The organism is Ruegeria sp. AB11 (genome assembly GCF_056536325.1).
Genome location: NZ_JBQFJO010000002.1, coordinates 556446 through 581692 on the forward strand (window position 1 = coordinate 556446; position 25247 = coordinate 581692).

Consider the following 25247-nt stretch of genomic DNA (forward strand, 5'->3'; position numbering starts at 1 on the left):
ACACGTCATTTGAGCACGGGTATCATCATAATTATCCTTGCGGCGGCAGTTTTGCATGCCGCTTGGAATACGATCGTTAAGGCAGCCGGTGACCGAACAGTGACGTTGGGGCTGGTCGCGCTTGGGCATGTTTTCCCGGGCCTGATCTTGGTGACCTATCTGCCTTTTCCAGCCATTGAAAGCTGGCCGTATTTGTTGGGATCAACGGTGATCCACTTCGGGTATTTTTATATGCTCGGTCAGGCATATAAACATGGCGATCTCAGCGTGGTTTACCCGATTGCGCGCGGCATCGTGCCTGCATTGGTTTCGCTTTGGGCAATGATTTTTGTGGGTGAGGTGCTACCCGCACAAGCGTGGTTGGGCATAGCGCTGATCGCGGGGGCTATTCAGCTATCCAGTTGGGCGGCGTTACGACAGGGCGTTGGCCGAGCGGCATTGGGATTCGCCCTGGGAACCGGTGTGTGTATTTCAGCCTATTCGCTTGTCGATGGTGTCGGAGTGCGCCTGTCCGAAAATACGCTTGGGTACTGGGCTTGGCACTCTCTGTTGCATGTTTTCATAGCGGCTTTTGTAGGTATCAGGCGTGGCAGGGCGATGTTGAAGTTACCTGCTAAGACATGGGTTATCGGGCTCACGGGTGGATTCGTTTCGATGACAGCCTACGGTCTTGTCCTCTATGCAAAAAACTTCGCGCCTCTTGGTGCCGTTTCGGCTCTGCGGGAAACATCCGTGATATTTGCGGCTCTGATTGGGTATTTGCTGCTTGGTGAAGGTCACCCGGTCCGTCGAATCATGGCTGCAATCATTATGGCAGTCGGCGTGGCATTGATCGCTTTGGCGTCCTGAGCTGTCAGGAAGTAATACAACAATCATTTTGTGCCGTAATGCCTCGCCCGTTGGGCAGTTGATGGCGTGACCGTTTATGTTTGAATTAGATATATATTTTTGTGAAAAACCAAAATTGTCACAAAACTATTACTTTTTTTGTGGATTTATAAATGGAATTATGGCGAAGTTAAAAAATGAACGATGATAGTGGAAACATACCACATCGAGGGCGGGAGCTTCTCGACGTGTTGGCACGGTTGGGCGGCTCTGCACGCAACACCCAAATCGCCCAGGTCATGGATGTGTCCGAAGAAACCGTTCGCCGTCTTGTCAAAGCGCTCGCACGCGAAAACATGGTCGAACGTGTTCACGGAGGGACGTATCTGTCGCGAGCTCAGGACACGCCAATGTTCTCTGGGGCGCTCGAACATAATGCGAAAGAGAAGACCCTTATTGCAAATCGGGTCAGCCAGATCATCGAAGACGGAATGGTGATATTCGTTTCGGTAGGCTCGACCATGACGCATGTTGCAGAACAACTTCGCGATCATAAGGACCTTTTGGTAGTGAGCAATTCGCTGTCGGTTATCGCATCTTTGGCAGATCACAACGGTACGCGCGCCATTCTTGCCGGAGGCGAAGTCATCCGCTCAGAACGCGGAAGCTTTGGGCGTGCCGCCGAGCAACTGGCGTGTCAGTATAGCTATGACGCCATTATCTGTGGTGCCGATGCCTTGTCGCTGAAAGGCGGAGTGCTGACCTCGAATCTGCTGGAAGCCGAGCTGACACGCGCGCTTTTGGACAACACCGCCCGTACGATTGTCGCAACGGACAACACAAAATTTGGAGCGCGAGCGGCCAATATCGCTTGTCGGTTTGATCAAGTGACTGATCTGGTCACAGATATTACCCCACCCGCCAACTTTGGTTCGGCGCTGCATGAGGCTGGGGTCAGGGTCCACGTCGCTTCTGAAAGGGATGGAACCAGCAATGGCGCAAGTGCAGATGATGCCAATGCCGCCATAGATGAAGAAAACTGAGAAACAGAGCTATCTTTAGGGAGGTTATCATGAAGAAGCTTTTGATGTCCGGAGCCGCATTTGCGACTCTTGGAAGTGCTGCCTGGGCAAATTGTCCGCCTGCGACGGTGGCAGATATGCAGGGCCTGTCGGATGGGGCATATCCTCAGCAATTTGATCTGTCTGAATTCCAGTCCGCAGGAAATTGTACGCTTGGATTTTCGGAAAACCCATCTATCGCAGATCTCAACGGCATGATCCGAGGCAACGAAGCCCTACCAGCAGTTGCGGATCGTTTGCCAGTTGATCCACTGGTTATCGTACCCTACGACAGCATTGGCCAGTATGGCGGTCAGCTGGACGCGCTGTCCAACGCTACGGAAAGCGGTACATCCGACTTCTTGTCTGTGCGCCACGTCAATCTGTTCCGTTATTCCGACGACTTGCAAACCTTGGTGCCCAATGTTGCGAAGTCCTGGGAATGGAATGACGCATTCACCGAGCTGACGGTTCATCTGCGTTCAGGTCACAAATGGTCGGATGGCGCGCCATTTACATCTGCAGATGTTGTATTTTGGTATGATAACCTGATGATGGACACCAACGTTATAGCCGAAGCGAAGGACTACGCGCTGGCGGGTGGTGAACCGATGAAGGTTGAGGCGCTTGACGATACTACCGTTCGTTTTACGCTGGCAGCGCCGAAGCCGGGTCTGACCGAGACGTTCTCATTCACGTATGTTCAGCCGTTCCAGCCAAAGCATTTCTTTGAACAGTTCCATCCGGCTCTGGATGCAAATGCGGACGCCAATGCACAAGCACTTGGATATGAGAACGGTTATGAGCTGATTAAAGCTTATTACGGTAATTCCGACTGGATGGACACGCCATCTCCGATGCTGACCGCGGGAGATAAACTGGCAGGTCTGCCCAAGGATGCGATGCCAACATTGGAAAGCCACATTCTGGTCAAGGAAAGCACAGAGGGGCGCCACTACGTTGCGAACCCATATTTCTTCCAGGTGGATACGGCAGGAAACCAGCTGCCGTATATCTCTGAGATGGATGAGACCTATGTTCCAGATGAAGAGGTGCGGAACCTTAAACTGTTGAACGGCGAGGTGGATTACAAGTCGCAGGGCGTAAACCTGACATCTGCTCCGGTTCTGTTGGAAGGTCAGGAAAGCGGGAACTACACTTTAGAAGTGAAACCGGCAATTGGCTACCCGGTGCTAACGTTCAACGTTACTGCTGAGGATGAAGCTAAAAGAGCGATCTTCAATGACATTCGTTTTAGAACAGCGATGTCGGTTGCGATGGATCGCAATCAGCTAAATGAGGTAACCGCATTCGGCCTTGGTGAACCAACACAGTATATTGGTTTTTCTCCGCGTCCGGATTTCATCGACGAAAAGTGGTCGAACTACGAGATCAACTTTGATCAGGAACGTGCAAATGCTCTTCTGGATGAAGTTGGCCTTGTTGATCAGAACGGAGACGGTTTCCGCGATCTGCCAAACGGTGATCCGTTTGTGCTGGACTGGCAGTTCTCGACGCAATCCGCATCGGCTCAGCTGGTGGAGCTGATCGCACAGAACTGGAAAGATGTGGGCGTAAACACGGCAATCAAAGAGGTTACCTCGGATGAATTCCGTGCCGCGCAATCGGCAAACACTCTGGACATGGGCATGTGGCTCAAAAGCCAGCCAGCCGGTTCGGTTCTTGGCGATGGTGAAATCTGGGTGCCGCCGTTTGACGGGTATTTCGACGTGCGTACCGGTATGCTGTGGGCGGAGTACATCAGTTCAAATGGGGAAAATGGTGTGCAACCACCAGCTTGGGTTGCTGATCTGAAAGCGGCATTGGACACCTACCAATCCAGTGCGCCCGGATCAGACGCCTCGGTCGCCGCTGCGCAGAATATGGTCGAGATCATGACTGGGGAGATGCTGTTCATTGGTACAGTTAATGCTCCGGCCCCGATCTATCATTCGAACAACCTGCAGAACTTCACTGAATTCAAAACGCAGTCCTACGAGTTCTATAGAACCTATCCGTACCGCCCTGCCCAGTGGTGGCTGTCGGAGTGATAGGCGTTTCAATCTAAGACAACGGTTAGGGGCGTCAGCGCCCCTTTCCACATGCTAGCCAGGAACTAAGAAATGCTCCAATTCGCTCGCTTTGCCGCCACGCGCGCAGTGATGGCTGTGGTTACTCTCGTGTTGGTCTCGCTCATCGTTTTTACACTGATGGAGCTTGTGCCGGGTGATTGTGCTGAACGCTATCTCGCCTACAAAAACACGCAGGGCTCGGCCATTACGCTGGCTGATATCGAGGCTGAGAGGGTAAGGCTGGGGCTTGATCGTCCTTTTCTGGTACGTTGGGCTACTTGGTTAAGCGGCGCTTTCCGCGGTGATTTCGGGGATAGCTGCATTTTGCGCGTCAATATCGCGCAACTTCTAGGTGACAAGTTTTGGATCTCTTTGTGGATCTGCTTGGGCTCTTTGACACTGGCATATATGAGCGCAATCCCGGTGGGCATTATCTCGGCGGCGTCAAGGAACGCTTTCCTCAACAATTCCCTGCGACTGGTCAGCTATTTGGGTCTGGCAATGCCGAACTTTCTGCTGGCGTTAATGGTGATGTTGTTTTCCACCGTGTATTTCGGAGAGACACTGACCGGCCTGTTCAGCCCTGAATATCGTGAAGCGCCATGGTCATGGGCCAAGTTTGTGGATCTTTTGAAGCATGCCTGGCTGCCGATTTTCATTCTGGGATGGTCGGCAACCGCATTTGCTCTGCAAACCGTTCGTGCACTGATGTCGGACGAGATCGGCAAGCTTTACGTGACCGCCGCCGCCGCGCGCGGGATATATGGTCGCCGACTCTTATGGCGCTATCCCGCACGCCATGCGCTGGGGCCGATCGTCAACTCGCTTGGGTTCGACCTGAACCGTATCTTCAATGAACTGCCCATTGTGGCCCTGATCCTGACACTCACCGAAGCTGGATCTCTACTGCTTGAGGCGCTGGCACGGTCGAATGACCAGCAGTTGGCTGGTGCGATCATATTCTTGCTGACAGCTGCCATTGTCACGCTGAACTTCGCGACCGACATCCTGTTGGCTGTAATTGACCCGCGCGTACGCAAGAGCATTCTGAGGTAACGCCCATGTCTGCAAAAACGTCTACGAAAATTGACGATCAGAAGGCGAAAGAAGCTTACTTTACGGCTTCACAGCGCCAACTGATCTGGGCCAGATTCAAAAAACAACGTGCGGCCATGATTGCCGCTACAGTGCTGGTTGTATTGATCCTGTCAGGGCTATTTGCACCATTCCTGTCGCCCTATGATCCGACAGTCGCTGGGCGGGATAAGGATTACTTGAATGGGGCACCTCAGATCCCGAAATTCTGCGACAAGAATGGCTGTTCCATACGTCCTTTCCTGCACACTGTGACACGCGAACGATCATTGGCGACAAATTTTCGATGGGTTGAGAAGGTCAACGAGGATGAACGCCGCTATATGGAGTTCTTCGTAAAGGGCGAAAGCTACAAGCTATTCGGATTTATCCCTGGCAACATCCATTTGTTCGGTATGGAGCAAGGATACGTTCACCTATTCGGAACTGATAGTGCGGGCAAAGACATCTTCTCGCGTACGCTTCATGCAGTCTGGACGTCGCTTCAGGTGGGAACTTTGGGCGTTGTGATCTCATTCGTTCTTGCGCTGATGATCGGGGGGATTGCTGGCTACTACGGTGGCGCGATTGACAGCGTGATCCAGATGATTACTGACGCGGTCAGGACGGTGCCTTCGATCCCGCTCTTTATGGCTATTGCGGCCTTTATTCCGCCCGAGTGGTCGGCTGAGACCCGATTTTTCGTTATTACCCTGATACTGGGATTGGTCGGGTGGCCGACGCTGGCGCGAAGGGTGCGAACGCATCTGCTGACCGAGCGTAATCAGGAATATGTTTTGGCGGCTCAACTTTGCGGAGCATCTGCAGGGCACGTTATTCGGCGACATCTCCTTCCCAGCTTTACCAGCTATATCATCGTCGATCTGGTGATCTCGTTTCCGTATGTTGTCCTGTCCGAGACCGCTCTCAGTTTTATTGGGCTAGGGCTTAAGGATCCGGTCAATTCATTGGGTGTAATGCTCCAGAACGTGACCAAGGCGGACGTTTTATTGAACTATCATTGGTATTTTATTCCGGTCTTTTTCTTCATCGCTCTGGTCATGGCTTTCGTCTTCGTTGGTGATGGATTGCGTGATGCCGCTGATCCATATTCGGAGGCCCGCAAATGAGCCTGATCGACGTCGAAAATCTTACGCTGCAATTTAAGACCGACGAAGGTTTGATCACTGCGGTAGATGATGTGTCTTTCTCACTGGCGCCCGGCGAAGTCATGGGCCTTGTAGGGGAAAGTGGTTCTGGAAAGTCCGTGACTGCGAAATCTCTGATGAAGCTTAATCCGGGAAATGCGGTCTATTCTCCGGAAAGTCGGATCACCTTGCATCTTGATAGCGGCCCAGTGGATGTCATGAGCCTGAAACGCCCCCGCGATATGGAAATTGTACGGGGTGGGTCGATCTCGATGATCTTTCAGGAACCCATGGCCAGTTTTGCGCCGGCGATGACAGTCGGCAGCCAGATGGTCGAGCAGTTGTTGATCCACACTGACTTGTCCAAGAAACAGGCTAAAGAGCTATCAATTGAAATGCTGGACCGGGTCGGTATCTCTGACGCATCCACTCGGTTTGGGCAATATGCGTTTGAGATGTCCGGCGGTATGCGGCAACGGGCGATGATAGCCATGGCCCTATCGACCAAACCCAAGCTGCTGATTGCGGATGAGCCCACGACGGCCTTGGATGTAACCATTCAGGCGCAAGTAATAGACCTGATGAAAGACCTCGTGGCCGAGTTCGGCATGGGGATTATCTTTATCACTCATGATCTTGGCGTCGTTGCACAAACCGCTGACAAAGTGGCGGTGATGTATCTGGGCAAGGTGATTGAGCAGGGACCGGTGCGCGAAGTTATTCGGAACCCATATCACCCCTATACCAAAGGTCTGATCGATGCCCTGCCGCAGTTGGATGACCTGGAGAAACCACTCATGCCGATCCCAGGAGATATACCGTCACCTCTGGAACGGCCTGCGGGATGTGTCTTTCACACCCGTTGCGGCAAGGTGATCGGCGACATTTGTCGCACTGTCGTGCCGCAATGGTCTGATACGGGCGAAAATCACCGCACCGCGTGTCACTTGTGCGCTGAAAGATAATTGAATGAGTTCTGAATACCTAATCCAAACACGCGATCTTTCGGTTGGTTTCCCGGTGGGTGGTCAACTCTTCAATAGGCGGGTCCTGAAGGCGGTTAATCATGTTACTCTCGACATCCCAAAGGGGTCGTTCTTTGGGGTGGTCGGTGAAAGCGGGTCTGGAAAAACGACATTTGGTCGTGCCCTGTTGAACGCGGTACCGATCACAGGCGGTTCAGCGCATTATGATGATGGCGAAGTAAACTATGACCTTGGAGATCTGGCCGGAGCAGGTCTTAAAGAATACCGGCGAAGGGCACAGTTGATTTTTCAGGATCCCTACGCAGCGTTGTCGCCACGCATGACGGTGCGCGACATTATCGCTGAACCTCTTGAAGTTATGGGGCTCTGCAAGTCGCGCGATGAGGTGGACGAGCGGGTTCGCGAAGTGGCCGCGATGTGTCGGCTCAATATCGAACACCTGCGCCGTTTCCCACATGCGTTCTCCGGTGGACAGCGTCAGCGTATTTCGATCGCACGTGCCCTAGTTTCCAGACCTCGGTTTGTTATTGCAGATGAAAGTGTCGCGGCATTGGACGTATCGATTCAGGCCGATATTTTGAATTTGCTTAAGTCGTTGCAAGATGAAATGGGCCTGACTTACCTGTTTATCAGCCACGACCTGTCCGTGGTCGCACATACATGCGATCATGTGGCGGTAATGTATCTTGGTCAGATTATGGAAAGTGCCCCGACGCGGCAGTTGTTCGAGGCACCTCGGCATCCTTATACGAAGGCGTTGTTTTCCGCGATCCCTTCTCTGGACCCCGATGACAAAGGAAAAGTACAGCGGTTGGAGGGTGAGATCCCATCGCCGACAAACCGCCCAACAGGATGTCAGTTCCACACACGATGCCCCTTTGCGACAGACCTGTGTAGACAGAAAGAGCCTGAGATGGAGATATGCGAAGCCGGCCATTCCGTTTCCTGTCACCGCTGGCAGGAACTTCAGACCGCAGTCTAAGTTAAGTCGGATTGCGTCCTGTTAAGATGTTGAAAAAGAATTCTTTTTCAATTGGCTCTGCCTTCGAATTAGGGCTTTGCGCCAAAATATTTCCCTCTTACCGTTAAGTTGAATCCCGTCATTGGGCTGATGGCTCAGAGGGTAAGATCATGCACTAGCGGCTTAATTGGGCCAGTCAGCAGGAGTTGCCTGTACTGCCTCGAATAGTCCACTTTTCGAAAGTCTAGCTGCCCAACGGGGTGAAAGCGTAGAAGAAACCTGCAATCATCGCCATGGACAGAATGACAAATAGAAAAGCCGCGATCATGGGCAGTTTGAAGATAGAACGTAGCAGGATGACTTCGGTTAGGCTTGCCCCAGCACTACCGATGATCAGCGCCATTACAGCACCTAAAGACATGCCTTTGGCAGCAAGGGCGGCGCTCAGCGGGATGACCGCTTCTGCACGAATGTAAAGCGGGATGCCAATTACGGCGGATATCGGGATTGCTAGCAGATTATCGTTCCCGGCATACTTCGTGATCAGATCGGTGGGGAGGAAACCGTAAATCATGGATCCGATTAATATACCGACCAACAAATAGGGCAGCACGGTTTTAAAATCTTTCCAGGTGCTTTTCCATACCCGCCCCCATTGGCTGTTGGGTTTGATCTCGGCCGATCGGCTTGCCCCACACCCAGCGGATGGAGCTGGGGCCTCATATGCGGCGGGCTCTACAAAGCGTTCAAAGCCAAGTTTTTCGAGCGCGAAACCGGCGAATATCGAAACGCCGAGGGCGATTACAAAATAGACCAGGGTCACTTTGAGGCCGAACGTGACAGCGAACAAACCGATGATGATAGGGTTCAACAAAGGGCTGGAGAATAAAAAGACCATCATTGGCCCAAATCCGGCCCGCGCTCTGAGCAGTCCTTTCAGAAATGGGATGGTGGAGCACGAGCAGAATGGGGTTATTGCACCCAACATAGCTGAAATTACATAGCCACGACCATTGCGTGAACTGAGGATGGCTTGAATGCGCGCGGGCGAGACATAAGCCTGCAGAAGGCCGACGCCATAGCTGATGATCAGAAAAAGCAATGTCAGTTCAACCGCGAGGAAGGTGAACATACTGAGTGTTTCCTGCACAGCAGTCAGGGTTGATTGGGACATGATGTCATACTCTATTATATTACTAGAAATATCGAAATAATAGCAATTCAAACTTGTGTCAAGGTATTACGGGTAATATCGTAATATTGAGATTGTGAGGTGAGAATGCAGATAGATGATGCTGCCAAAGTGCTGAAAGAGCTTGGCCATAGCCACAGAATTAAGATATTCAAAAGGTTGGTGAAATCAGGATACGAAGGTCTACCGGTGGGGGTTCTCAGGGAAGATCTGGACATTCCGCATTCATCCATGACCCATCATATCGCAAGCTTAGTTAGCGCGGGTTTGATAACGCAAGAGCGTGAAGGGCGTATTCTCCGTTGTGTACCGCAATATAATCGCCTGTGGGAAGTGATCGAATTTCTTCAGGACGAATGTTGCGCTGATCAAGGGGGCGACCCAAACCGACCGGTTTTTAAGGCACCTCCTACCGATTGAGTGCCCCCGCAGCGATGTGTTTTTGACAGTCGATAGTCCGATTTAATAAGGCGGCTGTTGATCAGCCGCCTTTCCATCTTTGCATTATCGATGCGATTACTCGCCCAATGCGATGCCTTCGCGACGCGGATCTGCGCCGCCCTCCAATCCTGTCGGGCTGATTTTGATCATATGCAATCCACTGGTCAGAGCGCGGCTGTTTGTTTCAAATCCCATTTCTTCCAGCGCCGGAGCCAGGGCTTCGGCATCCGTCCCTTCTTCGAGATCATATGTGCCAAACCGATTGATCAGATGAGGAGCGGCTGCGGCGCTTTGGACATCCATGTCCCAGTCCAATACGGAAATAATAGCCTGTGCCACATAACCGATGATCCGTGACCCGCCCGGAGATCCAACCGCTAGAACCGGCTCTCCGTCCTGCATTACAATCGTCGGTGCCATCGATGATCTTGGTCGTTTTCCCGGCGCAACTGCATTTGCAATCGGGACACCATCACTATGTGTGGCAAACGAGAAATCGGTCAATTCGTTGTTCAGCAGAAAACCGCCCTTGGTCATCAAATGTGAACCAAAACCTGTTTCGATGGTCGTGGTCATCGACAACACATTTCCATAGCGATCTACGATTGAAATATGAGATGTGGAGGGCATCGACATATCGATATTGTCGGCCCAAAGCAGCGCGTGGTCGAACTCGGGTTGTCCAGGTGAGACGGTATCCAGCGCCGCTGGGCCTTCTAGTAACGATGCACGGTCTTTCAGGTAGGTTTCGTCCAGCAGGCCACCAACCGGAACTGGAACAAAATCGCTGTCTGCGATATACCGCCCACGATCAGCAAAAGCGAGCCGCGAGGAATCCCCGATCAGACGCCATGCCTCTGGGCTTTCGGAGCCCATTGCGGCAATATCATAAGGTTGCAAATGGCCAAGGATTTGCCCGACACTTAGGCCCCCCGATGATGGCGGTCCCATACCACAGACCTCAAAGCTCCGATATGTCGCGCAGACCGCAGGTCTTTCCACCACACGGTAGTTTGCCATATCCAGCATGCTAAGAACCCCTGGGTTGCGTACGGCTCCACGCACTGTTGCCACAATATCCTCGGCAATTTCACCCGTATAAAATGCATCGGCCCCTTCGACCGCAAAACTACGTAGAGTTTGCCCGTAGGCCTGGTTCTGCAGATGATCGCCAACCTGTAGTGCTGCGCCATCGGGCATGAAATATGCGGCTGTTGACGGCACTTGACTGAGTCGCTCAGCATCCCACTCGATCATACCTGCAAGGCGGGGCGTAACTGTGAACCCGTTTTCGGCCAAGTCTATTGCATCCTCAAACAATGAGGGCCAGTTTGCGCTGCCCCAGCGGCGATGTGCGTCTTCCATAAGGGCAGGGGTGCCTGGCACGCCGACCGAGATGCCACCGATGGCCGCGTCATAGAACCCCCGTTTTTCGCCTTCGGCATCCTGAAACAGGCGTGGGTTCACTTCAATTGGAGCGGTTTCGCGGCCATCCAATGTGGTCAGTTCACCAGTTTCGGCATCAAACCAGACAAGAAATGCACCACCTCCCAGCCCCGAAGACTGTGGTTCTACCAATCCAAGTACAGATTGTACGGCGACCATGGCGTCCGCTGCAGTTCCGCCTTCTGACAAAACACGAGCGCCAGCCTCTACAGCCAACGGGTTCGCTGCCGAGACCATCCAGTCTGAAGCGACAACGGGCTGCCCGGCATCGCGCTTAACCAGGGCGGCTTCAGCACGCTCTGACAGTTTATCCAGTGCACCGGCGGTGGCTGCTTCGGGTGCGACCGCATCTGTGGTCTGTTGGGCGAAGGCAGTACTGTTCAACAGCGCACTCAGAATTACAGCAGAGGCTGTTAGACCGCGCTTTTGTTTCGGTTTGGTATTCATTGTTGGGTTCCTCCAAGAACACTTTAAAACAAACAGTTGGGCAAAAAGGTGCGAACCAATTAAGAAATACGATCACCGTAATGATACTGATGCAAAAGACAACGCAACAAATTCAATGTGGCGATTACACACGGGCCCGGGGCTATTCGAAAGACGTGCGGGGCTTTGAACGAGGCCTTCTGCACAGTTCTTTGAAGAACCGTCTGGTCAACTTAAAGAAGAAGATGCAGACAGAAAACGTGGGTGGATCTGGATGGCATTCCAGTGTTTTTCTTGGGTTGGCCCGTTCAAGTGATGGTTTCTGTGGCGAATGGAACGCTTCTCTCTTCGAGCCGCCTCAGATAGCCGCTGACCTTTTCAAGACCGGTCTTGAGAATTTCAGGGTTGTTGGCGTAACCGATACGTAACCAACCCTCCATATGCAGAACTGAGCCAGGTGTGAACATCACCCCAGTTTCTTCCAGCAATGAGACACAGAATTCGCGAGACGACATATCGAAATCGTACTTAAGCAACGCGGTGGTGCCAGCCTGCGGCTTGACATAAGAAATCCTGGGTTCATTCGATACCCAATCATCAAGGATTTTTAGGTTTCCGCGGGTAATACGGTGGCTGCGCTCCAAGATGCGGGATTTGTTTTCCAGCGCGAGGGCGGCGAAATAATCGTCAAGCATTCCAACGCTGATCGTGTTGTAATCGCGATGGATGGAGACCGCCTCCAGCACCTCCGTTGCCGCTGCGATCCAACCCAGTCTCAATCCTGCCAGCGAAAAGGTCTTGGACATACCGGCCACGCTGATACCTCGTTCATAGAGGTCCGCTATCGCGGGGCAGAAACCGTCACCGGTTTGGCTGGTGCCACGATACACCTCGTCGCACAGCACATAGGCCTGACTGCGCCGGGCAATCTCAATGAATTGCTCCAGGTAGCCGGCATCCATCAATGCGCCGGTCGGATTGTTGGGGTTGTTGATTGCGATCAACTTTGTGTCTGGTCGGATTAATGCGGCGAACTCATCGAGATCGGGCAAAAAGCCGTTTTCCGGCCGCAGGTGAAGGATATCAACTGTGGCGCCATAACTCTCGGGGATCGAATAATGCTGTTGATAGGTTGGCCGGACCGAGATCACGTGATCGCCCGGTTCGACCAGCGTTTCATGGACCAGCGCATTAGCCCCAATCGCCCCGTGTGTGACGACAATATTTTGGCGCTCTTGCCGTTCATAAAGCGTCGCAATCGCATCACGCAATCGGTCAGACCCTTCGATCGCGCCATAGGTCAGCTTCATTGGTTTGAGGTCATCTAGAACGTCGGAGTTCTTGCCAGACAATTCCAAAAGCTGCTCGATCGTCAGAGATGCAACACAGGTTTCGGCCAGATTGAACTCGCAATGGTTTTCGAATTCATTCATCCAGATCTCAACGCCAAAAGGCTTGATTTTCATCTCATCTCTCCCTGTTGTTCAGTCCTTGCGCCTGAGGAAGTTTCCAGATGCCACAAACCATGGCGATGCCCTCAAGGCCCAAGCCGACTGAACGGAAATATGCTGACCTGGTGTAGTCAGGTAACCGAGCCTTGCCGCAGGGCAGTGAACCCAGATCGCCACTGTTCTGATCCGACGACCATCCATGGTCAACCCTTGCGATCCATATCTCCGCCGCTGCCTCCAGTGGCTCAACCGATTTCCTCAAAATAGCGTACAGTCGCCGACAGGCCCACCAGCACCTCGTATTGAGGGGTGCCCATCGCATATCGGTTCGGGTTTGCATCCGACACGCACCGCTGCTTGTAGGGGAAAAGCGAATTCAACAACGCCAGACGTCCCCAGACGATACCCAAATGCGGTCTGAAAAACTTGTACGAGGAGAAGGCCAGAAAATCATAGCCCAGTTCTTTAACGTCGACCAAGTGATGCGGCGCAAATTGCACCGCATCTACAAAGGTCAACGCACCTGTATCTTCCAACGTCTTTCCGATGTTGATTGCCGATCTAGAAATGTACGGACAGACCAGCCAAGGGCTTCTGGATTGGAGGTGCGAACTTGGTCAGATCGATGCCTTCAACTGCTGTTTTGTATTCATCCAGCGTTGGTGTACGTCCCAGAATTGCCGATAGGACGACAACAGGAGTTGAGCCCAACAAGGATTCACCCTTTTTGGTTTCGGAATCCGCAACCACCCGGCCTTGGAACAGGCGTGTCGATGTGGCTAGAACCGTATCCCCTTTGGCTGCTTTTTCCTGATTGCCCATGCAAAGGTTGCAGCCCGGACGTTCAAGATAAAGGATGTTTTCGTATTCGGTACGGGCCTGGACCTTAGGCGCAGCATCGTCGAACTCGAATCCGCAGTACTTCTGCAGAATTTCCCAGTCGCCCTCTTCCTTCAATTCATCAACAATATTGTAGGTCGGAGCGGCCACGACGAGCGGAGCCTTAAATGTGACATCGCCCTGATCAGCCTCGAGATTGCGCAGCATCTGAGCGACGATCTTGATATCACCCTTGTGCACCATGCATGACCCTACAAACCCAAGGTCCACTTTCTTTTCAGCGCGATAGAATGAAATCGGGCGGATGGTGTCGTGGGTATAACGCTTTGAGACATCCGCATTGTTGACGTCTGGGTCCGCGATCATTGGTTCCACGATTTCATCCAGATCGACAATGACCTCGGCAGCGTATTTGGCATTTTCATCGGGAGTCAGCGCGGGTTTCTCACCCGACCTGATCTGCTCGATGCGCTTGTCCGCGATCTCGATCAAGCTGTTGAGCATCCGGGCATCGTTCTCCATGCCCTTTTCGATCATGATCTTGATGCGCGATTTGGCAATCTCCAGTGACTCAATCAGGGTCTCGTCGTTGGATATGCAGATTGAAGCTTTGGCTTTCATTTCCGCAGTCCAGTCGGTGAAGGTAAAGGCCTGGTCCGCCAACAGCGTTCCAATATGCACTTCGATAATCCGACCCTGGAACACATTGTCACCGTGCTGTGCCAGCATCTGCGCCTGTGTTGCATGAACCACGTCGCGAAAGTCCATGTGATCAGCCATCTTGCCCTTAAAGGTCACTTTTACTGATTCAGGGATTGGCATGGTTGCTTCACCTGTCGCCAGAGCTAGTGCCACGGTGCCAGAGTCCGCGCCAAACGCGACACCTTTGGACATCCGGGTATGACTGTCACCACCAATGATGATTGCCCAATCGTCAACAGTAATGTCGTTGAGAACCTTGTGGATAACGTCCGTCATCGCATGATAGACGCCCTTCGGATCACGACCGGTTATCAAGCCGAATTTGTGCATGAAGGCCATCAATTTGGGCGTATTGGCCTGCGCTTTGGCGTCCCAGACCGATGCAGTGTGGCAGCCCGACTGATAGGCCCCGTCGACCGACGGGGATAGGACCGTGGCGGCCATGGCCTCAAGTTCTTGTGCCGTCATTGGTCCGGTTGTGTCCTGACTACCAACGATGTTGACGCGCACCCGCACGTCAGACCCTGCGTGCAGCACCTTGTCGGACGCTACACCCAGTGCGTTTGCGTTAAAGATTTTTTCGACCGCGGTCAGACCTTGATCCACGGCGCTGATTTCCGTCGAAGGCGCAAAGACACGCGGTGCTTCGATCCCCAGAGTTTCAGCGGCGAAAGTCTGCAGTTTTTTGCCGAACACGATGGCATAAGACCCACCAGCCTTCATGAACTCCATCTTTTGCGGTGTGAATGATCCGGCCATATCGACCAGTTCATCGCTGCCATCTTCGCTAAATAGTTTCTTTTGCTTTGTGTTGATTGTCAGAACGGTTCCGGTCGCAACCGAGTATTTCTGTTCCAGCACCGGGTTGCCGTCATTGTTCAGGATCGTCTTGCCGTCTTCGTCCGTCTTTCTGACCCAGTTCTTAAGGTCCACACCGATCCCACCGGTCACGCCTACCGTGGTCAGGAAAATGGGAGAGATGCCATTCGTTCCCGCCACGACGGGTGCGACGTTGACAAACGGAACATACGGGCTTGCCTGCTTGCCGGTCCAAAGGGCGACGTTGTTAACCCCAGACATGCGCGATGATCCGACGCCCATCGTGCCTTTTTCAGCGACTAGCATGACACGTGCATCTGGATGCTTAAGTTTCAGTGCCTCAATTTCTTTTTGAGCGTCTTCCGAAATCAGACATTTGCCGTGCAGCTCGCGATCAGCGCGGGAATGTGCCTGATTGCCTGGGCTTAGAAGGTCGGTTGAGATATCGCCTTCGGCCGCCACATAGGTGACAACTTTGATTTCTTCGTCGACCTCAGGAAGCTTGGTAAAGAACTCTGCCTTGGCGTAGCTGTCCAGAAGATCTGAAGCTATGGCATTGCCTGCCTCATAGGCCGACTTGATGCGATCTGTATCGGCCTCGTAAAGAAAGACCTGAGTCTTGAGCACCTCAGCCGCATCTCGCGCTGTCGCTTCGTCGGTGCCCAGTGCAAGATCAAGCAACACTTCGACCGACGGGCCGCCTTTCATGTGGCTCAATAGCTCATAGGCGAAAGCTGCATTGATTTCCTCAACCTCGACAGTGCCCAGAATGATCTCTTTCAAAAAGCGCGCTTTTTCACCCGCGGCGCTCGTGGTGCCGGGCAGGGTGTTATAGATAAAGTGGTGCAGGCAATCATCGCGGTGCGCACTGCCGGTGTCTCTGATATGGTCGATAACTTCGCGGGTCAGTGCACCGTCATCGATGGGCTTGGGGCTGAGACCCTGTTGCTTGCGGTCTTCGATCTCGGTCAAGTAGTCGTTGTAGAGGCTCATGTTATTTTTCCGCATCTCTGGCATGCTATGGGGCGATATTCGCGGCGGCATAATTGTCGCTGGATCAGTATAGTATACTTTCGTATACATTAGATTGACGGAGTTCAAGCGCCGGATTGCCGCATAATACATGAAAATCCTTTAGGCCATCTCGAATCCCGGTGCATTTCCTCTAAGTTTCAAGATTGCAGGGAATGGGAAATGAGAAGGTGGGCGAAATTCTTAAAGCCCTAGAGACAACCCTTTTCTACCTGCGATTAGTCAAGGTTACCTGCCGTTAAACAGCGCTTTTGCGATCGCTCCAGATGCCGAGCAAGGGGGGGTGAGGGCGCGGTTCATAGACCCAATGTGCAGTGCATAGAATACAGTGTTGAGGTCAGCGCGAAGGTGGTGCTCCCATTCTTGAGTATCCGCAACCACGCCCTGTTCGGTGGTCACAGCCCCGGTTAAAACCTGATCAGGCAAAGCCAATCGCACCTTGGCAAGCCACGGAATGCCTGACACATCGCTATCACAGAGGATGCAGGATAAGAGGAGTTCATGTCGTATACTCGTTTTGCGATCTACTATGTTCCCCCCCACGGCCCGTTGGCCCGTTTCGGGGCATCCTGGCTGGGTTGGGACATTATCAGCGCGTGTGAAGCGCCTTTGTTCGATTTTCCCGGTTTGGATGGAATCACGATGACGCCGCGCAAATACGGCTTTCACGGAACGTTGAAACCGCCATTTCGGTTGGCCGGTGACAGCACAGCCGAGGAATTGCACATGCGCGTGGCTGAGTTGGCGTTGGGACTTGCTCCAGCGATATGCGATGGTTTGGAACTAACCAGACTTGGCCGCTTTTTGGCGCTGATACCACGCAGTGAATCTAAGGCGTTGCAACAGGTCGCTGCGGCCTGCGTCCAAGACTTGGATGAATTCCGAGCGCCTTTGTCTGTGGCAGAACTTGAACGGCGGCGGCGACCGGGGATGAGCGCCCGTCAGAATGCCTTACTGACCAAATGGGGTTACCCGTATGTGATGGACGATTTCCGATTCCACATGACCCTTACCGCACGGTTGCCCAAGCTAGATATTCCGGTCTGGACAGAAACGATATTGAGGTCTCTGCCTGAACTGCCGGTTCCGTTTGTTGTTGATCAGATCGCGTTGTGTGGTGAACGCAAAGATGGGCGGTTTGAGTTGATTCATCGCTACAAGCTCGCGGGTTGAATCAGATTGCCTTCCAATCCTTGATCCGAAGCTTCGATAAACGCTCAAATCAAGGTGGGTTGGGTATCTCGGCGTATTTGTCTTTTGGAATTCGGACGATACCACGCAATCCTAGAAGGCCCCGATCGAGCGGATCAAGGAGTTCGATCGCAGATTTCACTGCACTAAATATGGAATCTGCGTCATTTCCATTCGCGGTAATAAGCGGCAATCCAGGTGTCGGCGCGGTCCAATCCAAAACCCGCAATTCCTGCGCGAACGCATCATGCTTCTCCATCAGTTTCCAGGACATAGCGTCTAGCGATGCGATGTCCGCACGTCCTGAGGCGACCGCTTGAGCTGATTTGACATGCTGTTCCGTGTGTAGACGATTTTGAAACCAAAAACCGTGCTTGCGTAGATGCCAGTACGGAGCAGCGTAACCTGACTGCGAGAATGCCTGATTAAACGCAAAGATTGACTCGCTGAATTCTACGATGTCCTGTCGGGCATCATCGGAACGCACGACAAGTGCACTACGATAATATCCTGGGGGGCAGCCATCAAGCCCGTAGTCCGGTGTGCCGACCAGCTCGACCAAGTCATGCAGCCAGATGCGATACGGCATGCCGCAAGTCTGGCTTAATACCAAATTCGGGTTTTTCCACACAAAAAACTCTTCTGCGTTCTGAGAGAGATGTTCGGGGCCATCTATACCTACTTCATTCAAGTTCCGAAGTATCAGCTGCCAATAACGATCATGGGCCGCTGCCAGCTGCGGGCGCTGATACATCATCAGATTTGCAATCATTCTGTTCAGAGCCTTGGTTGGTGCACACTGTTCCTTTGGTTAGCATGTCTGTCTTGCATTGGAAGTCCTGACTCATAGAAAGTAATTGCATCCTAGATATAATTTCAATATTTCACGAAATATGGAATCATATATCTCAAACCAACTTAACACATTAGGCCATCCACATCGGCTAGCGGTGTTTCGGATTCTTATGCGGCGATATCCTGATCGGGTGCCGGCTGGAGAGCTGGGTTCGGCGCTCGATATCAAGCCCAGCACCATGTCGAGCTATCTTAGTGCACTGCAGAACGCTCAGATCATAAATCAACAGAGGGTTGGAACCTCTTTGCTTTATTCAATTGATATGCATTCTGTGCGGGAAATGCTCGACTACTTGTTCTTGGATTGCTGCCTCGGACGACCTGATTTGTGCATGCCCTTCGATTTGGGAATTGACGTCGAGGATGATCGGAAATTCAACGTGCTGTTCCTCTGCGTAGGAAACTCAGCCCGCTCTATCTTTGCGGAATCTCTGCTTCGTGAAATTGCCGGGGATCGGTTCAATGTATTCTCGGCAGGGATCAAGCCTTCGTCTGAATTGAACCCTTTTGCACTTCAGGTGCTGAAAGACAAAGGCCACGATATCTCGGCTTTACGTTCAAAGAACATAGCAGAATTCTCAGGGTCGAATGCACCAGACCTCGATTTCGTTTTTACGGTTTGCAATCAGGCGGCAAACGAGGAATGCCCGGCTTGGGATGGCCAACCGATCAGCGGTCATTGGGGCATGGCGGATCCGGTCAAGGCCGAGGGTACCCATGCGGAGAAGAGCCTCGCGTTTCAAAACGCCTATGGTGCACTTAAACGTCGGATTGAGGCCTTTTCCGCGTTGCCGGTCGAAAGCCTTGATCGCCTCGCCTTGCAATCCGCCATCGATGAAATCGGCAAATCTGCCGCTGAGAGTACAACATGACAACTTATGCAGTGAATGGTCTGGGCCGGATGGGAAAGCTTGCCCTGAAGCCGCTTTTGGAACGAGGGGCACGTGTCGCATGGATCAACGACGCGGTGGGTAACGCCGCAATGCACGCGCACTTGTTAGAGTTTGATTCTGTGCACGGCCGTTGGGCTGGTTCTTTCGATCATGATGACGAAAGCATCACCATCAATGGAACGCGCATACCGTTCGTCAGAACAAACGACCTGACAAAACTGCCACTGGATGGCATCGACGTGGTGATCGATTGCACGGGCGCCTTCAAGACCGAGGTCAAGTTGGCCCCGTATTTTGAAGCCGGTGTTAAGAAGGTGGTTGTCTCTGCACCGGTCAAGGACGGTCCGGCCTCTAACATTGTATATGGTGTCAACGAAGATACATATGACCCCAAAATGCATCACATTGTGACTGCAGCATCCTGCACGACCAATTGTCTCGCTCCGGTCGTAAAAGTCATTCATGAAAACCTTGGAATCCGGCACGGGTCGATGACCACGATTCATGACGTGACCAACACGCAGACAATGGTAGATCGTCCAGCCAAGGACCTGCGTCGTGCGCGCTCGGCATTGAATTCGTTGATCCCAACCACAACTGGATCAGCAACGGCAATTACGCTGATCTATCCGGAACTAAAGGGTCGATTGAATGGCCATGCCGTGCGTGTTCCATTGCTGAATGCGTCGCTGACAGATTGTGTTTTCGAGGTTGAACGAGAAACAACCATTGAGGAGGTCAATGGCTTGTTCAAGGCTGCCGCTGAAGGGCAACTCAGCGGTATTCTAGGTTATGAAACGCGACCCTTGGTGTCGGCAGATTATACAAACGACCAACGCTCTTCGATCGTTGATGCGCCTTCAACCATGGTGGTGAATGGCACTCAGGTGAAAATCTATGCGTGGTATGACAATGAATTCGGATATGCGCATCGCCTGGTCGATGTTGCCTTGATGGTCGGGGCATCATTGTGACGCAAAGACCCGATGGTCTGCCGGCCTACATCGCCGTAACGGCCGCCTATTGGGCGTTTATGCTGACCGATGGCGCGCTCAGAATGCTGGTGTTGTTGCACTTTCATACTTTGGGCTTCTCACCGGTGCAGTTGGCTTACCTGTTTGTTTTGTACGAGATCGCTGGAATGGTGACCAACCTCGCTGCGGGTTGGATTGCAGCCCGGTTTGGGCTCGCGGCAACTCTCTATGCAGGTCTGGCGCTGCAGATCGTGGCATTGCTTGCGCTGACGCAACTTGACCCGCAATGGGCCATGAGTGTCTCGGTGGCATTTGTGATGATTGTTCAGGGGGCAAGTGGGATCGCCAAGGACTTGGCAAAGATGTCGTCAAAATCGGCAGTCAAACTGCTTGCCCCAACCGAAGGTGGCGGTCTATTCCGATGGGTTGCTATCCTGACAGGATCAAAGAATGCCGTGAAAGGTATTGGATTCTTGTTTGGGGCGGCGCTGTTGGCGACTTTGGGTTTCAATTGGGCCGTTTTACTTATGGCGATTATACTGGCTGTGGTTTTGGGTGCTATTCTTGCCTTCATGCCAGTCGGTCTTCCCAATGGGCGAAAGGGCGCCAAGTTCTCTGAGGTCTTTTCGAATTCGGCCAATGTAAACTGGCTTTCGGCGGCACGGGTCTTTTTGTTCGGCGCGCGGGACGTTTGGTTTGTCGTCGGCATTCCAATCTATTTCTATGCCGTGCTTTCCAATGGCACTGAGGAAGCGAACCGCGCAGCCTTCTTTATGATCGGCACGTTTATGACCATCTGGGTGATATTATACGGTGCGGTTCAGGCCAGTGCGCCAAAAATCCTTCGCGCGTCTGAGCGCTCTGAACGAGATTTAATACGCGCCGCACGTGACTGGGCTGCTGTATTGTTCTGCATCCCAGCAATTCTGACTGTCGCAGCCCTGCTGTCTACAGGGGCGCCGGTATGGCTGACTGTCACTTTGGTAATTGGCTTGCTATTCTTTGGGGCGATATTCGCGATCAACTCTTCGCTTCATTCCTATCTGATCCTGGCGTTCACCAAATCTGAAAGGGTCACGATGGATATAGGCTTTTACTATATGGCCAATGCCGCGGGCCGATTGATCGGTACCGTTTTGTCTGGCGTGACCTATCAATTGGGTGGGCTTCCATTTGTGCTGGGAACCGCAGCAATCATGATCGGCCTTTCTGCACTCATATCCTGTAAACTTACAGCACCGACCAATGAGGCAATCTTATGAGTATCTTTGAACGCTACCTGAGCGTCTGGATCGCGCTTGCCATGATCGGGGGTGTATTAATTGGCCAGACAGTGCCCGGGTTGGTCGAGGTTATCGCATCGGCAGAGGTAGCGAGCGTCAATCTGGTTGTGGCGTTGTTGATCTGGGCAATGGTCTATCCAATGATGGTTGGCGTTGACTTTAGTGCTGTCGCGGGCGTTGCGCGTCAGCCTCAGGGCCTGATCATCACCCTTGTCGTGAATTGGCTGATAAAGCCTTTCACCATGGCGATGCTCGCTGTTTTGTTCTTTGAGTTCGTCTTCGCACCATGGATTCAACCTGAAGACGCGGCTCAATACACTGCGGGCCTGATCCTGCTTGGGGCCGCTCCGTGCACTGCAATGGTTTTCGTCTGGTCGCAACTTACAAAAGGGGACGAAACGTACACATTGGTGCAGGTCTCGGTGAATGATCTGATCATGGTTGTCGCGTTCGCGCCAATAGTAGCATTTCTATTGGGCGTCACAGAGATTTCGGTTCCGTGGCAAACGCTCGTTCTGGCAACGGTACTCTATGTAGTTCTGCCCTTGATAGCCGGGTTGATCACGCGCAGGTGGCTTGGGTCGCAAGATGCAATCGATACATTTTCGGCACGTGTAAAGCCCTGGTCGGTTGTGGGTTTGATCACCACAGTCGTCATTTTGTTTGGCCTGCAGGGGCAAACGATTTTGACCCGGCCAATTGTAATTGCGCTGATCGCAGTGCCCATATTGGTTCAGAGTTACAGCATATTTTTCTTGGCTTATGGTACGGCCTATGCGTTGAAAGTTCCGCATCGAATTGCTGCTCCTTGCGCCATGATCGGAACCTCGAATTTCTTTGAACTTGCGGTTGCGGTTGCCATCAGTTTGTTTGGTTTGAATTCGGGTGCGGCGCTGGCAACCGTCGTTGGGGTGCTTGTCGAGGTTCCGGTGATGTTGTCATTGGTGGCATTTGCAAATCGCACTCGTAGTCGGTTTGCAGTGCCGGAATAATCACCAAAAAAACTTCTTACGAACTGTCATGCGCTAATCAAATTTCGTTTCCAACCAGGAGTTCAGCGAAGCATTCCAGATCGCGTGTGTGGGGCTTTTATGCAACGTGCGTGCATTATCGCTTTTGGTCGTTTTGCGCGGAATTCATCACTGACATAATTACAGTTTGTGAGGCTAGGAGTGGACCCGAGGTTCAATCGGGGGATCAATTATGCGCATTGCAGTCGTTATTCCCTGTTTCAAGGTCAAGCGCCACATTGAAGATGTGATCGCGCGTATCGGTCCAGAAGTAGAGCATATTTTTGCAGTCGATGATGCCTGCCCCGAAGATTCAGGTGGTTTCATTGAAAAAACATTAAAGGATCCCCGCCTGACGGTTTTAAGGCATAAGACAAACACCGGTGTGGGTGGAGCTGTCATCACGGGATATCGGGCAGCATTGGATGCAGATGCCGAAATAGTCGTGAAGGTTGATGGGGACGGTCAAATGGCCCCTGAATTGATCTCTCAGTTTGTACAACCGATCGCAGTTGGGGAAGCGGACTATGTAAAAGGTAACCGGTTCTATTCGGGTACTGCGGTGAGGGAAATGCCCTGGGTCAGGTTGTTCGGCAACGCGTTTCTTAGCTTCATAACGAAGCTATCAAGTGGGTACTGGAGCATATTTGATCCAACCAATGGGTTTACCGCGATACATGCCCGTACGCTCGCCTCAATTGATCTCGACAAAGTATCCCAGCGATATTTCTTTGAAAGTGACATGCTCATTCGTCTCGGTGATCTTCGGGCTGTCGTGATCGATATTCCTATGCGAGCGGTCTATGCCGACGAAGTCAGCGGACTTCGTGTCGGACGTGTCATGTTTGAATTTCTTTGGCGCCATTTGGTCGCCACACTAAAGCGCGTTATCTACATGTATTTTCTGCGCGATTTCTCTCTTGCGTCATTAAACCTCCTGTTCGGAGTCCTTCTCTTGAGTTTTGGGATCATGTTTGGTGCGGTGGCATGGTCAGAGTCTGTTGCGACCGGGGTGCCAGCTACGACCGGAACCGTAATGCTTTCGGCATTACCGATTGTCCTTGGATTCCAGATGCTCCTGTTTTTTGCAAGTTATGACATTGCATCTGAACCAACGGTCCCAATTCAACGTCTACGGATCACCCGGCGCATACCGATGCTTGTCGGCAGTGGCGCAAAGACAGACGATAAATAACATGACGTACGATCGGAGTTTGCTTGCGGTCTTGTCAGTGTTCTGTGCCGCATTGTGGATAGGCCTGCTGACACCGCCTTTCCAATCCCCCGACGAATTCGATCACGTCGAACGCGCCTATTTGCTCTCGAAAGGTCAGTTACTGTTAAGCACTGACGAGAGTCGGGCATCAGGCGGGAATGTGGACACTGGGTTGCTCGACTATATGGCGCAGTTTAAATCCTTGCCGCATCACCCGGAAGTCAAGGTCACTTCAGCGCAACTGAATTCTGCGAAAGACATAGATTGGAGCGGCAAGCGCGCCTACGAAACACTGCCTGGAACAGGGTATTATTTCCCTCTTATTTATTTACCTCAAGCACTGGCTCTCGCGTGCGGAGAGTTCTTGGGTCAAAGTGTCGATGCCAGCTATAAACTTGCGCGACTTTTTACTCTTAGCGCGGGGTCGTTGATTTTGCTTGCGGCATTTCGAATTATGGTGCCTTCGGCGTTGGTGATCGCACTATTATTCCTCCCGATGACGCTGTTTCAGGCTGCATCTGCAAGCATTGACTTCATATCCACAGCGATGGTGCTTCTGATAATCGCGCTATACCTCGACATAATGAAAAGAAGCACTCGGCCAAGTATTCAAAGGATGCTTGGATTATCGGCCCTGATTTTCTTACTTGCAGGGTGCCGTTTGCACATGGCGCCACTTGTGTTGTTACCCCTGACGTTCGGGGTTCGCTTTCGGAGCATTCCTGCAATTTCCCTATTCATGGTTTTATGTATCGCGATCATTTCCTGGTATGGATTTGCATTATCCATAACTAAGGATATGCGCGTAGATTTAGGTGCGACCACGACCCAGATCTTGGAATATTATGTGCTCAATCCCTGGCAGTTCGCGGACACTCTTTGGGCCACGCTTTCGGACGGACAAAGAACTCTTTACTACCTTCATACATTTTTAGGAATTTTGGGGTGGCTGGATGTGCCATTCTCTCCTCAGACCTACACTACATTATTTCTTATTGTCCTGTTGATCCTGATGTTTGCGATACTTCAGGGAAGAATAGATGATGGGCTGTCTACATTTGCCTTGATTTCATCTGCATTTGGTGGGTTCTTCATAGTTTTCTTTTCACTTCTAGTAACTTGGACGCCCCATCCCGCCTCAACTATATTGGGTGTCCAGGGCCGTTACTTTTTGCTACCCATCCTACTTATGGCCTGTCTTTTCCAATCGCGTGGAACTATCGATGGCAGGGCAAGAAAATACAGAATGGCTGAGAATGTGCTGCTGATATTACTGTTGTCATTTTCCCTGTTCGCAACGTCTGAAGCCTTGGAAGCAAGGTATTACTTCTCCAGCAACATATAGG

General features: G+C 52.1%; 21 protein-coding genes. 15 read left to right on the top strand and 6 right to left on the bottom strand.

Going from position 1 to position 25247, the window contains the following annotated elements; genetic code table 11:
• Positions 1-9 precede the first annotated feature (9 nt).
• The 7 genes from ACR3EJ_RS22100 (at position 10) to ACR3EJ_RS22130 (ending at position 8151) form a co-directional block, all read left to right on the top strand.
• Positions 10-849, top strand: coding sequence for an EamA family transporter (locus ACR3EJ_RS22100; RefSeq protein WP_170543787.1), 840 nt, complete (start codon positions 10-12; stop codon positions 847-849).
• 176 nt (positions 850-1025) lie between these two features.
• Positions 1026-1871, top strand: coding sequence for a DeoR/GlpR family DNA-binding transcription regulator (locus ACR3EJ_RS22105; protein WP_170543789.1), 846 nt, complete (start codon positions 1026-1028; stop codon positions 1869-1871).
• Between the two features lie 29 nt (positions 1872-1900).
• Complete coding sequence (locus tag ACR3EJ_RS22110) at positions 1901-3940, top strand: ABC transporter substrate-binding protein (RefSeq protein ID WP_170543791.1); 2040 nt, start codon at positions 1901-1903, stop codon at positions 3938-3940.
• A 72-nt stretch (positions 3941-4012) separates the two neighbouring features.
• Positions 4013-5017 carry an ABC transporter permease gene (locus ACR3EJ_RS22115; RefSeq protein WP_170543793.1) on the top strand — a complete coding sequence of 335 codons (1005 nt, stop codon included), beginning with the start codon at positions 4013-4015 and terminating at the stop codon, positions 5015-5017.
• A gap of 5 nt (positions 5018-5022) precedes the next feature.
• Positions 5023-6165, top strand: a complete 1143-nt coding sequence (locus ACR3EJ_RS22120; protein ID WP_170543795.1) for an ABC transporter permease — start codon at positions 5023-5025, stop codon at positions 6163-6165.
• On the top strand, positions 6162-7148 hold the full coding sequence (locus ACR3EJ_RS22125) for an ABC transporter ATP-binding protein (RefSeq protein ID WP_170543797.1): 987 nt from the start codon (positions 6162-6164) through the stop codon (positions 7146-7148). Before ACR3EJ_RS22120 ends, ACR3EJ_RS22125 begins: the two co-directional genes overlap by 4 nt.
• A gap of 4 nt (positions 7149-7152) precedes the next feature.
• On the top strand, positions 7153-8151 hold the full coding sequence (locus tag ACR3EJ_RS22130; protein ID WP_170543799.1) for an oligopeptide/dipeptide ABC transporter ATP-binding protein: 999 nt from the start codon (positions 7153-7155) through the stop codon (positions 8149-8151).
• A 223-nt stretch (positions 8152-8374) separates the two neighbouring features.
• Here ACR3EJ_RS22130 and ACR3EJ_RS22135 read toward each other — a convergent pair whose 3' ends face one another.
• The gene (locus tag ACR3EJ_RS22135; protein ID WP_170543801.1) at positions 8375-9304 is read right to left on the bottom strand and encodes a permease; all 930 of its coding nucleotides are present in this window, start codon (positions 9302-9304) and stop codon (positions 8375-8377) included.
• Positions 9305-9409: 105 nt separating this feature from the next.
• On the opposite strand from ACR3EJ_RS22135, the gene ACR3EJ_RS22140 reads away from it, so the two are divergent.
• Complete coding sequence (locus tag ACR3EJ_RS22140) at positions 9410-9742, top strand: winged helix-turn-helix domain-containing protein (RefSeq protein WP_170543803.1); 333 nt, start codon at positions 9410-9412, stop codon at positions 9740-9742.
• Between the two features lie 96 nt (positions 9743-9838).
• Here ACR3EJ_RS22140 and ggt read toward each other — a convergent pair whose 3' ends face one another.
• The 4 genes from ggt to ACR3EJ_RS22160 all read right to left on the bottom strand — a co-directional run bounded on the left by ggt (position 9839) and on the right by ACR3EJ_RS22160 (position 16440).
• Positions 9839-11656 carry a gamma-glutamyltransferase gene (ggt, locus tag ACR3EJ_RS22145; protein WP_170543804.1) on the bottom strand — a complete coding sequence of 606 codons (1818 nt, stop codon included), beginning with the start codon at positions 11654-11656 and terminating at the stop codon, positions 9839-9841.
• 287 nt (positions 11657-11943) lie between these two features.
• Positions 11944-13101, bottom strand: coding sequence for an aminotransferase (locus ACR3EJ_RS22150; protein ID WP_170543806.1), 1158 nt, complete (start codon positions 13099-13101; stop codon positions 11944-11946).
• Positions 13102-13331: 230 nt separating this feature from the next.
• Positions 13332-13670, bottom strand: coding sequence for an aminotransferase class V-fold PLP-dependent enzyme (locus ACR3EJ_RS22155; protein WP_170543887.1), 339 nt, complete (start codon positions 13668-13670; stop codon positions 13332-13334).
• On the bottom strand, positions 13648-16440 hold the full coding sequence (locus tag ACR3EJ_RS22160; protein WP_170543807.1) for a bifunctional aconitate hydratase 2/2-methylisocitrate dehydratase: 2793 nt from the start codon (positions 16438-16440) through the stop codon (positions 13648-13650). The genes ACR3EJ_RS22155 and ACR3EJ_RS22160 overlap by 23 nt, the downstream gene beginning before the upstream one ends.
• A gap of 540 nt (positions 16441-16980) precedes the next feature.
• Here ACR3EJ_RS22160 and ACR3EJ_RS22165 point away from each other — a divergent pair.
• On the top strand, positions 16981-17652 hold the full coding sequence (locus ACR3EJ_RS22165; RefSeq protein WP_170543810.1) for a DUF1045 domain-containing protein: 672 nt from the start codon (positions 16981-16983) through the stop codon (positions 17650-17652).
• Between the two features lie 49 nt (positions 17653-17701).
• Here the strand turns inward: ACR3EJ_RS22165 and ACR3EJ_RS22170 are convergent, their stop codons facing one another.
• Entirely contained in the window at positions 17702-18442 is a 741-nt protein-coding gene (locus ACR3EJ_RS22170; RefSeq protein ID WP_170543812.1) for a PhnD/SsuA/transferrin family substrate-binding protein, read from the bottom strand.
• Between the two features lie 121 nt (positions 18443-18563).
• On the opposite strand from ACR3EJ_RS22170, the gene ACR3EJ_RS22175 reads away from it, so the two are divergent.
• The 6 genes from ACR3EJ_RS22175 to ACR3EJ_RS22200 all read left to right on the top strand — a co-directional run bounded on the left by ACR3EJ_RS22175 (position 18564) and on the right by ACR3EJ_RS22200 (position 25246).
• The gene (locus ACR3EJ_RS22175; protein WP_170543813.1) at positions 18564-19397 is read left to right on the top strand and encodes an arsenate reductase/protein-tyrosine-phosphatase family protein; all 834 of its coding nucleotides are present in this window, start codon (positions 18564-18566) and stop codon (positions 19395-19397) included.
• The gene (locus ACR3EJ_RS22180; RefSeq protein WP_170543815.1) at positions 19394-20392 is read left to right on the top strand and encodes an ArsJ-associated glyceraldehyde-3-phosphate dehydrogenase; all 999 of its coding nucleotides are present in this window, start codon (positions 19394-19396) and stop codon (positions 20390-20392) included. The genes ACR3EJ_RS22175 and ACR3EJ_RS22180 overlap by 4 nt, the downstream gene beginning before the upstream one ends.
• Complete coding sequence (gene arsJ / locus ACR3EJ_RS22185; protein ID WP_170543817.1) at positions 20389-21654, top strand: organoarsenical effux MFS transporter ArsJ; 1266 nt, start codon at positions 20389-20391, stop codon at positions 21652-21654. Before ACR3EJ_RS22180 ends, arsJ begins: the two co-directional genes overlap by 4 nt.
• Positions 21651-22667 (top strand): ACR3 family arsenite efflux transporter, encoded by a 1017-nt coding sequence (gene arsB / locus ACR3EJ_RS22190; protein WP_170543819.1) that lies wholly within the window; start codon positions 21651-21653, stop codon positions 22665-22667. Before arsJ ends, arsB begins: the two co-directional genes overlap by 4 nt.
• A gap of 211 nt (positions 22668-22878) precedes the next feature.
• Complete coding sequence (locus tag ACR3EJ_RS22195) at positions 22879-23880, top strand: glycosyltransferase family 2 protein (RefSeq protein ID WP_170543820.1); 1002 nt, start codon at positions 22879-22881, stop codon at positions 23878-23880.
• A 1-nt stretch (position 23881) separates the two neighbouring features.
• Positions 23882-25246 (top strand): DUF2142 domain-containing protein, encoded by a 1365-nt coding sequence (locus ACR3EJ_RS22200; protein WP_170543822.1) that lies wholly within the window; start codon positions 23882-23884, stop codon positions 25244-25246.
• The last annotated feature ends 1 nt before the right edge of the window (position 25247 follow it).

What these genes read in the sequence shown, in the direction of transcription:
- ACR3EJ_RS22105 (WP_170543789.1), top strand. Translation starts at nt 1,026, where the DNA reads ATGAACGATGATAGTGGAAACATACCACATCGAGGGCGGGAGCTTCTC.
- ACR3EJ_RS22110 (WP_170543791.1), top strand. Translation starts at nt 1,901, where the DNA reads ATGAAGAAGCTTTTGATGTCCGGAGCCGCATTTGCGACTCTTGGAAGT.
- ACR3EJ_RS22115 (WP_170543793.1), top strand. Translation starts at nt 4,013, where the DNA reads ATGCTCCAATTCGCTCGCTTTGCCGCCACGCGCGCAGTGATGGCTGTG.
- ACR3EJ_RS22120 (WP_170543795.1), top strand. Translation starts at nt 5,023, where the DNA reads ATGTCTGCAAAAACGTCTACGAAAATTGACGATCAGAAGGCGAAAGAA.
- ACR3EJ_RS22125 (WP_170543797.1), top strand. Translation starts at nt 6,162, where the DNA reads ATGAGCCTGATCGACGTCGAAAATCTTACGCTGCAATTTAAGACCGAC.
- ACR3EJ_RS22130 (WP_170543799.1), top strand. Translation starts at nt 7,153, where the DNA reads ATGAGTTCTGAATACCTAATCCAAACACGCGATCTTTCGGTTGGTTTC.
- ACR3EJ_RS22135 (WP_170543801.1), bottom strand. Translation starts at nt 9,304, where the DNA reads ATGTCCCAATCAACCCTGACTGCTGTGCAGGAAACACTCAGTATGTTC.
- ACR3EJ_RS22140 (WP_170543803.1), top strand. Translation starts at nt 9,410, where the DNA reads ATGCAGATAGATGATGCTGCCAAAGTGCTGAAAGAGCTTGGCCATAGC.
- ggt (WP_170543804.1), bottom strand. Translation starts at nt 11,656, where the DNA reads ATGAATACCAAACCGAAACAAAAGCGCGGTCTAACAGCCTCTGCTGTA.
- ACR3EJ_RS22150 (WP_170543806.1), bottom strand. Translation starts at nt 13,101, where the DNA reads ATGAAAATCAAGCCTTTTGGCGTTGAGATCTGGATGAATGAATTCGAA.
- ACR3EJ_RS22160 (WP_170543807.1), bottom strand. Translation starts at nt 16,440, where the DNA reads ATGAGCCTCTACAACGACTACTTGACCGAGATCGAAGACCGCAAGCAA.
- ACR3EJ_RS22165 (WP_170543810.1), top strand. Translation starts at nt 16,981, where the DNA reads ATGTCGTATACTCGTTTTGCGATCTACTATGTTCCCCCCCACGGCCCG.
- ACR3EJ_RS22170 (WP_170543812.1), bottom strand. Translation starts at nt 18,442, where the DNA reads ATGATTGCAAATCTGATGATGTATCAGCGCCCGCAGCTGGCAGCGGCC.
- ACR3EJ_RS22175 (WP_170543813.1), top strand. Translation starts at nt 18,564, where the DNA reads ATGGAATCATATATCTCAAACCAACTTAACACATTAGGCCATCCACAT.
- ACR3EJ_RS22180 (WP_170543815.1), top strand. Translation starts at nt 19,394, where the DNA reads ATGACAACTTATGCAGTGAATGGTCTGGGCCGGATGGGAAAGCTTGCC.
- arsB (WP_170543819.1), top strand. Translation starts at nt 21,651, where the DNA reads ATGAGTATCTTTGAACGCTACCTGAGCGTCTGGATCGCGCTTGCCATG.
- ACR3EJ_RS22195 (WP_170543820.1), top strand. Translation starts at nt 22,879, where the DNA reads ATGCGCATTGCAGTCGTTATTCCCTGTTTCAAGGTCAAGCGCCACATT.
- ACR3EJ_RS22200 (WP_170543822.1), top strand. Translation starts at nt 23,882, where the DNA reads ATGACGTACGATCGGAGTTTGCTTGCGGTCTTGTCAGTGTTCTGTGCC.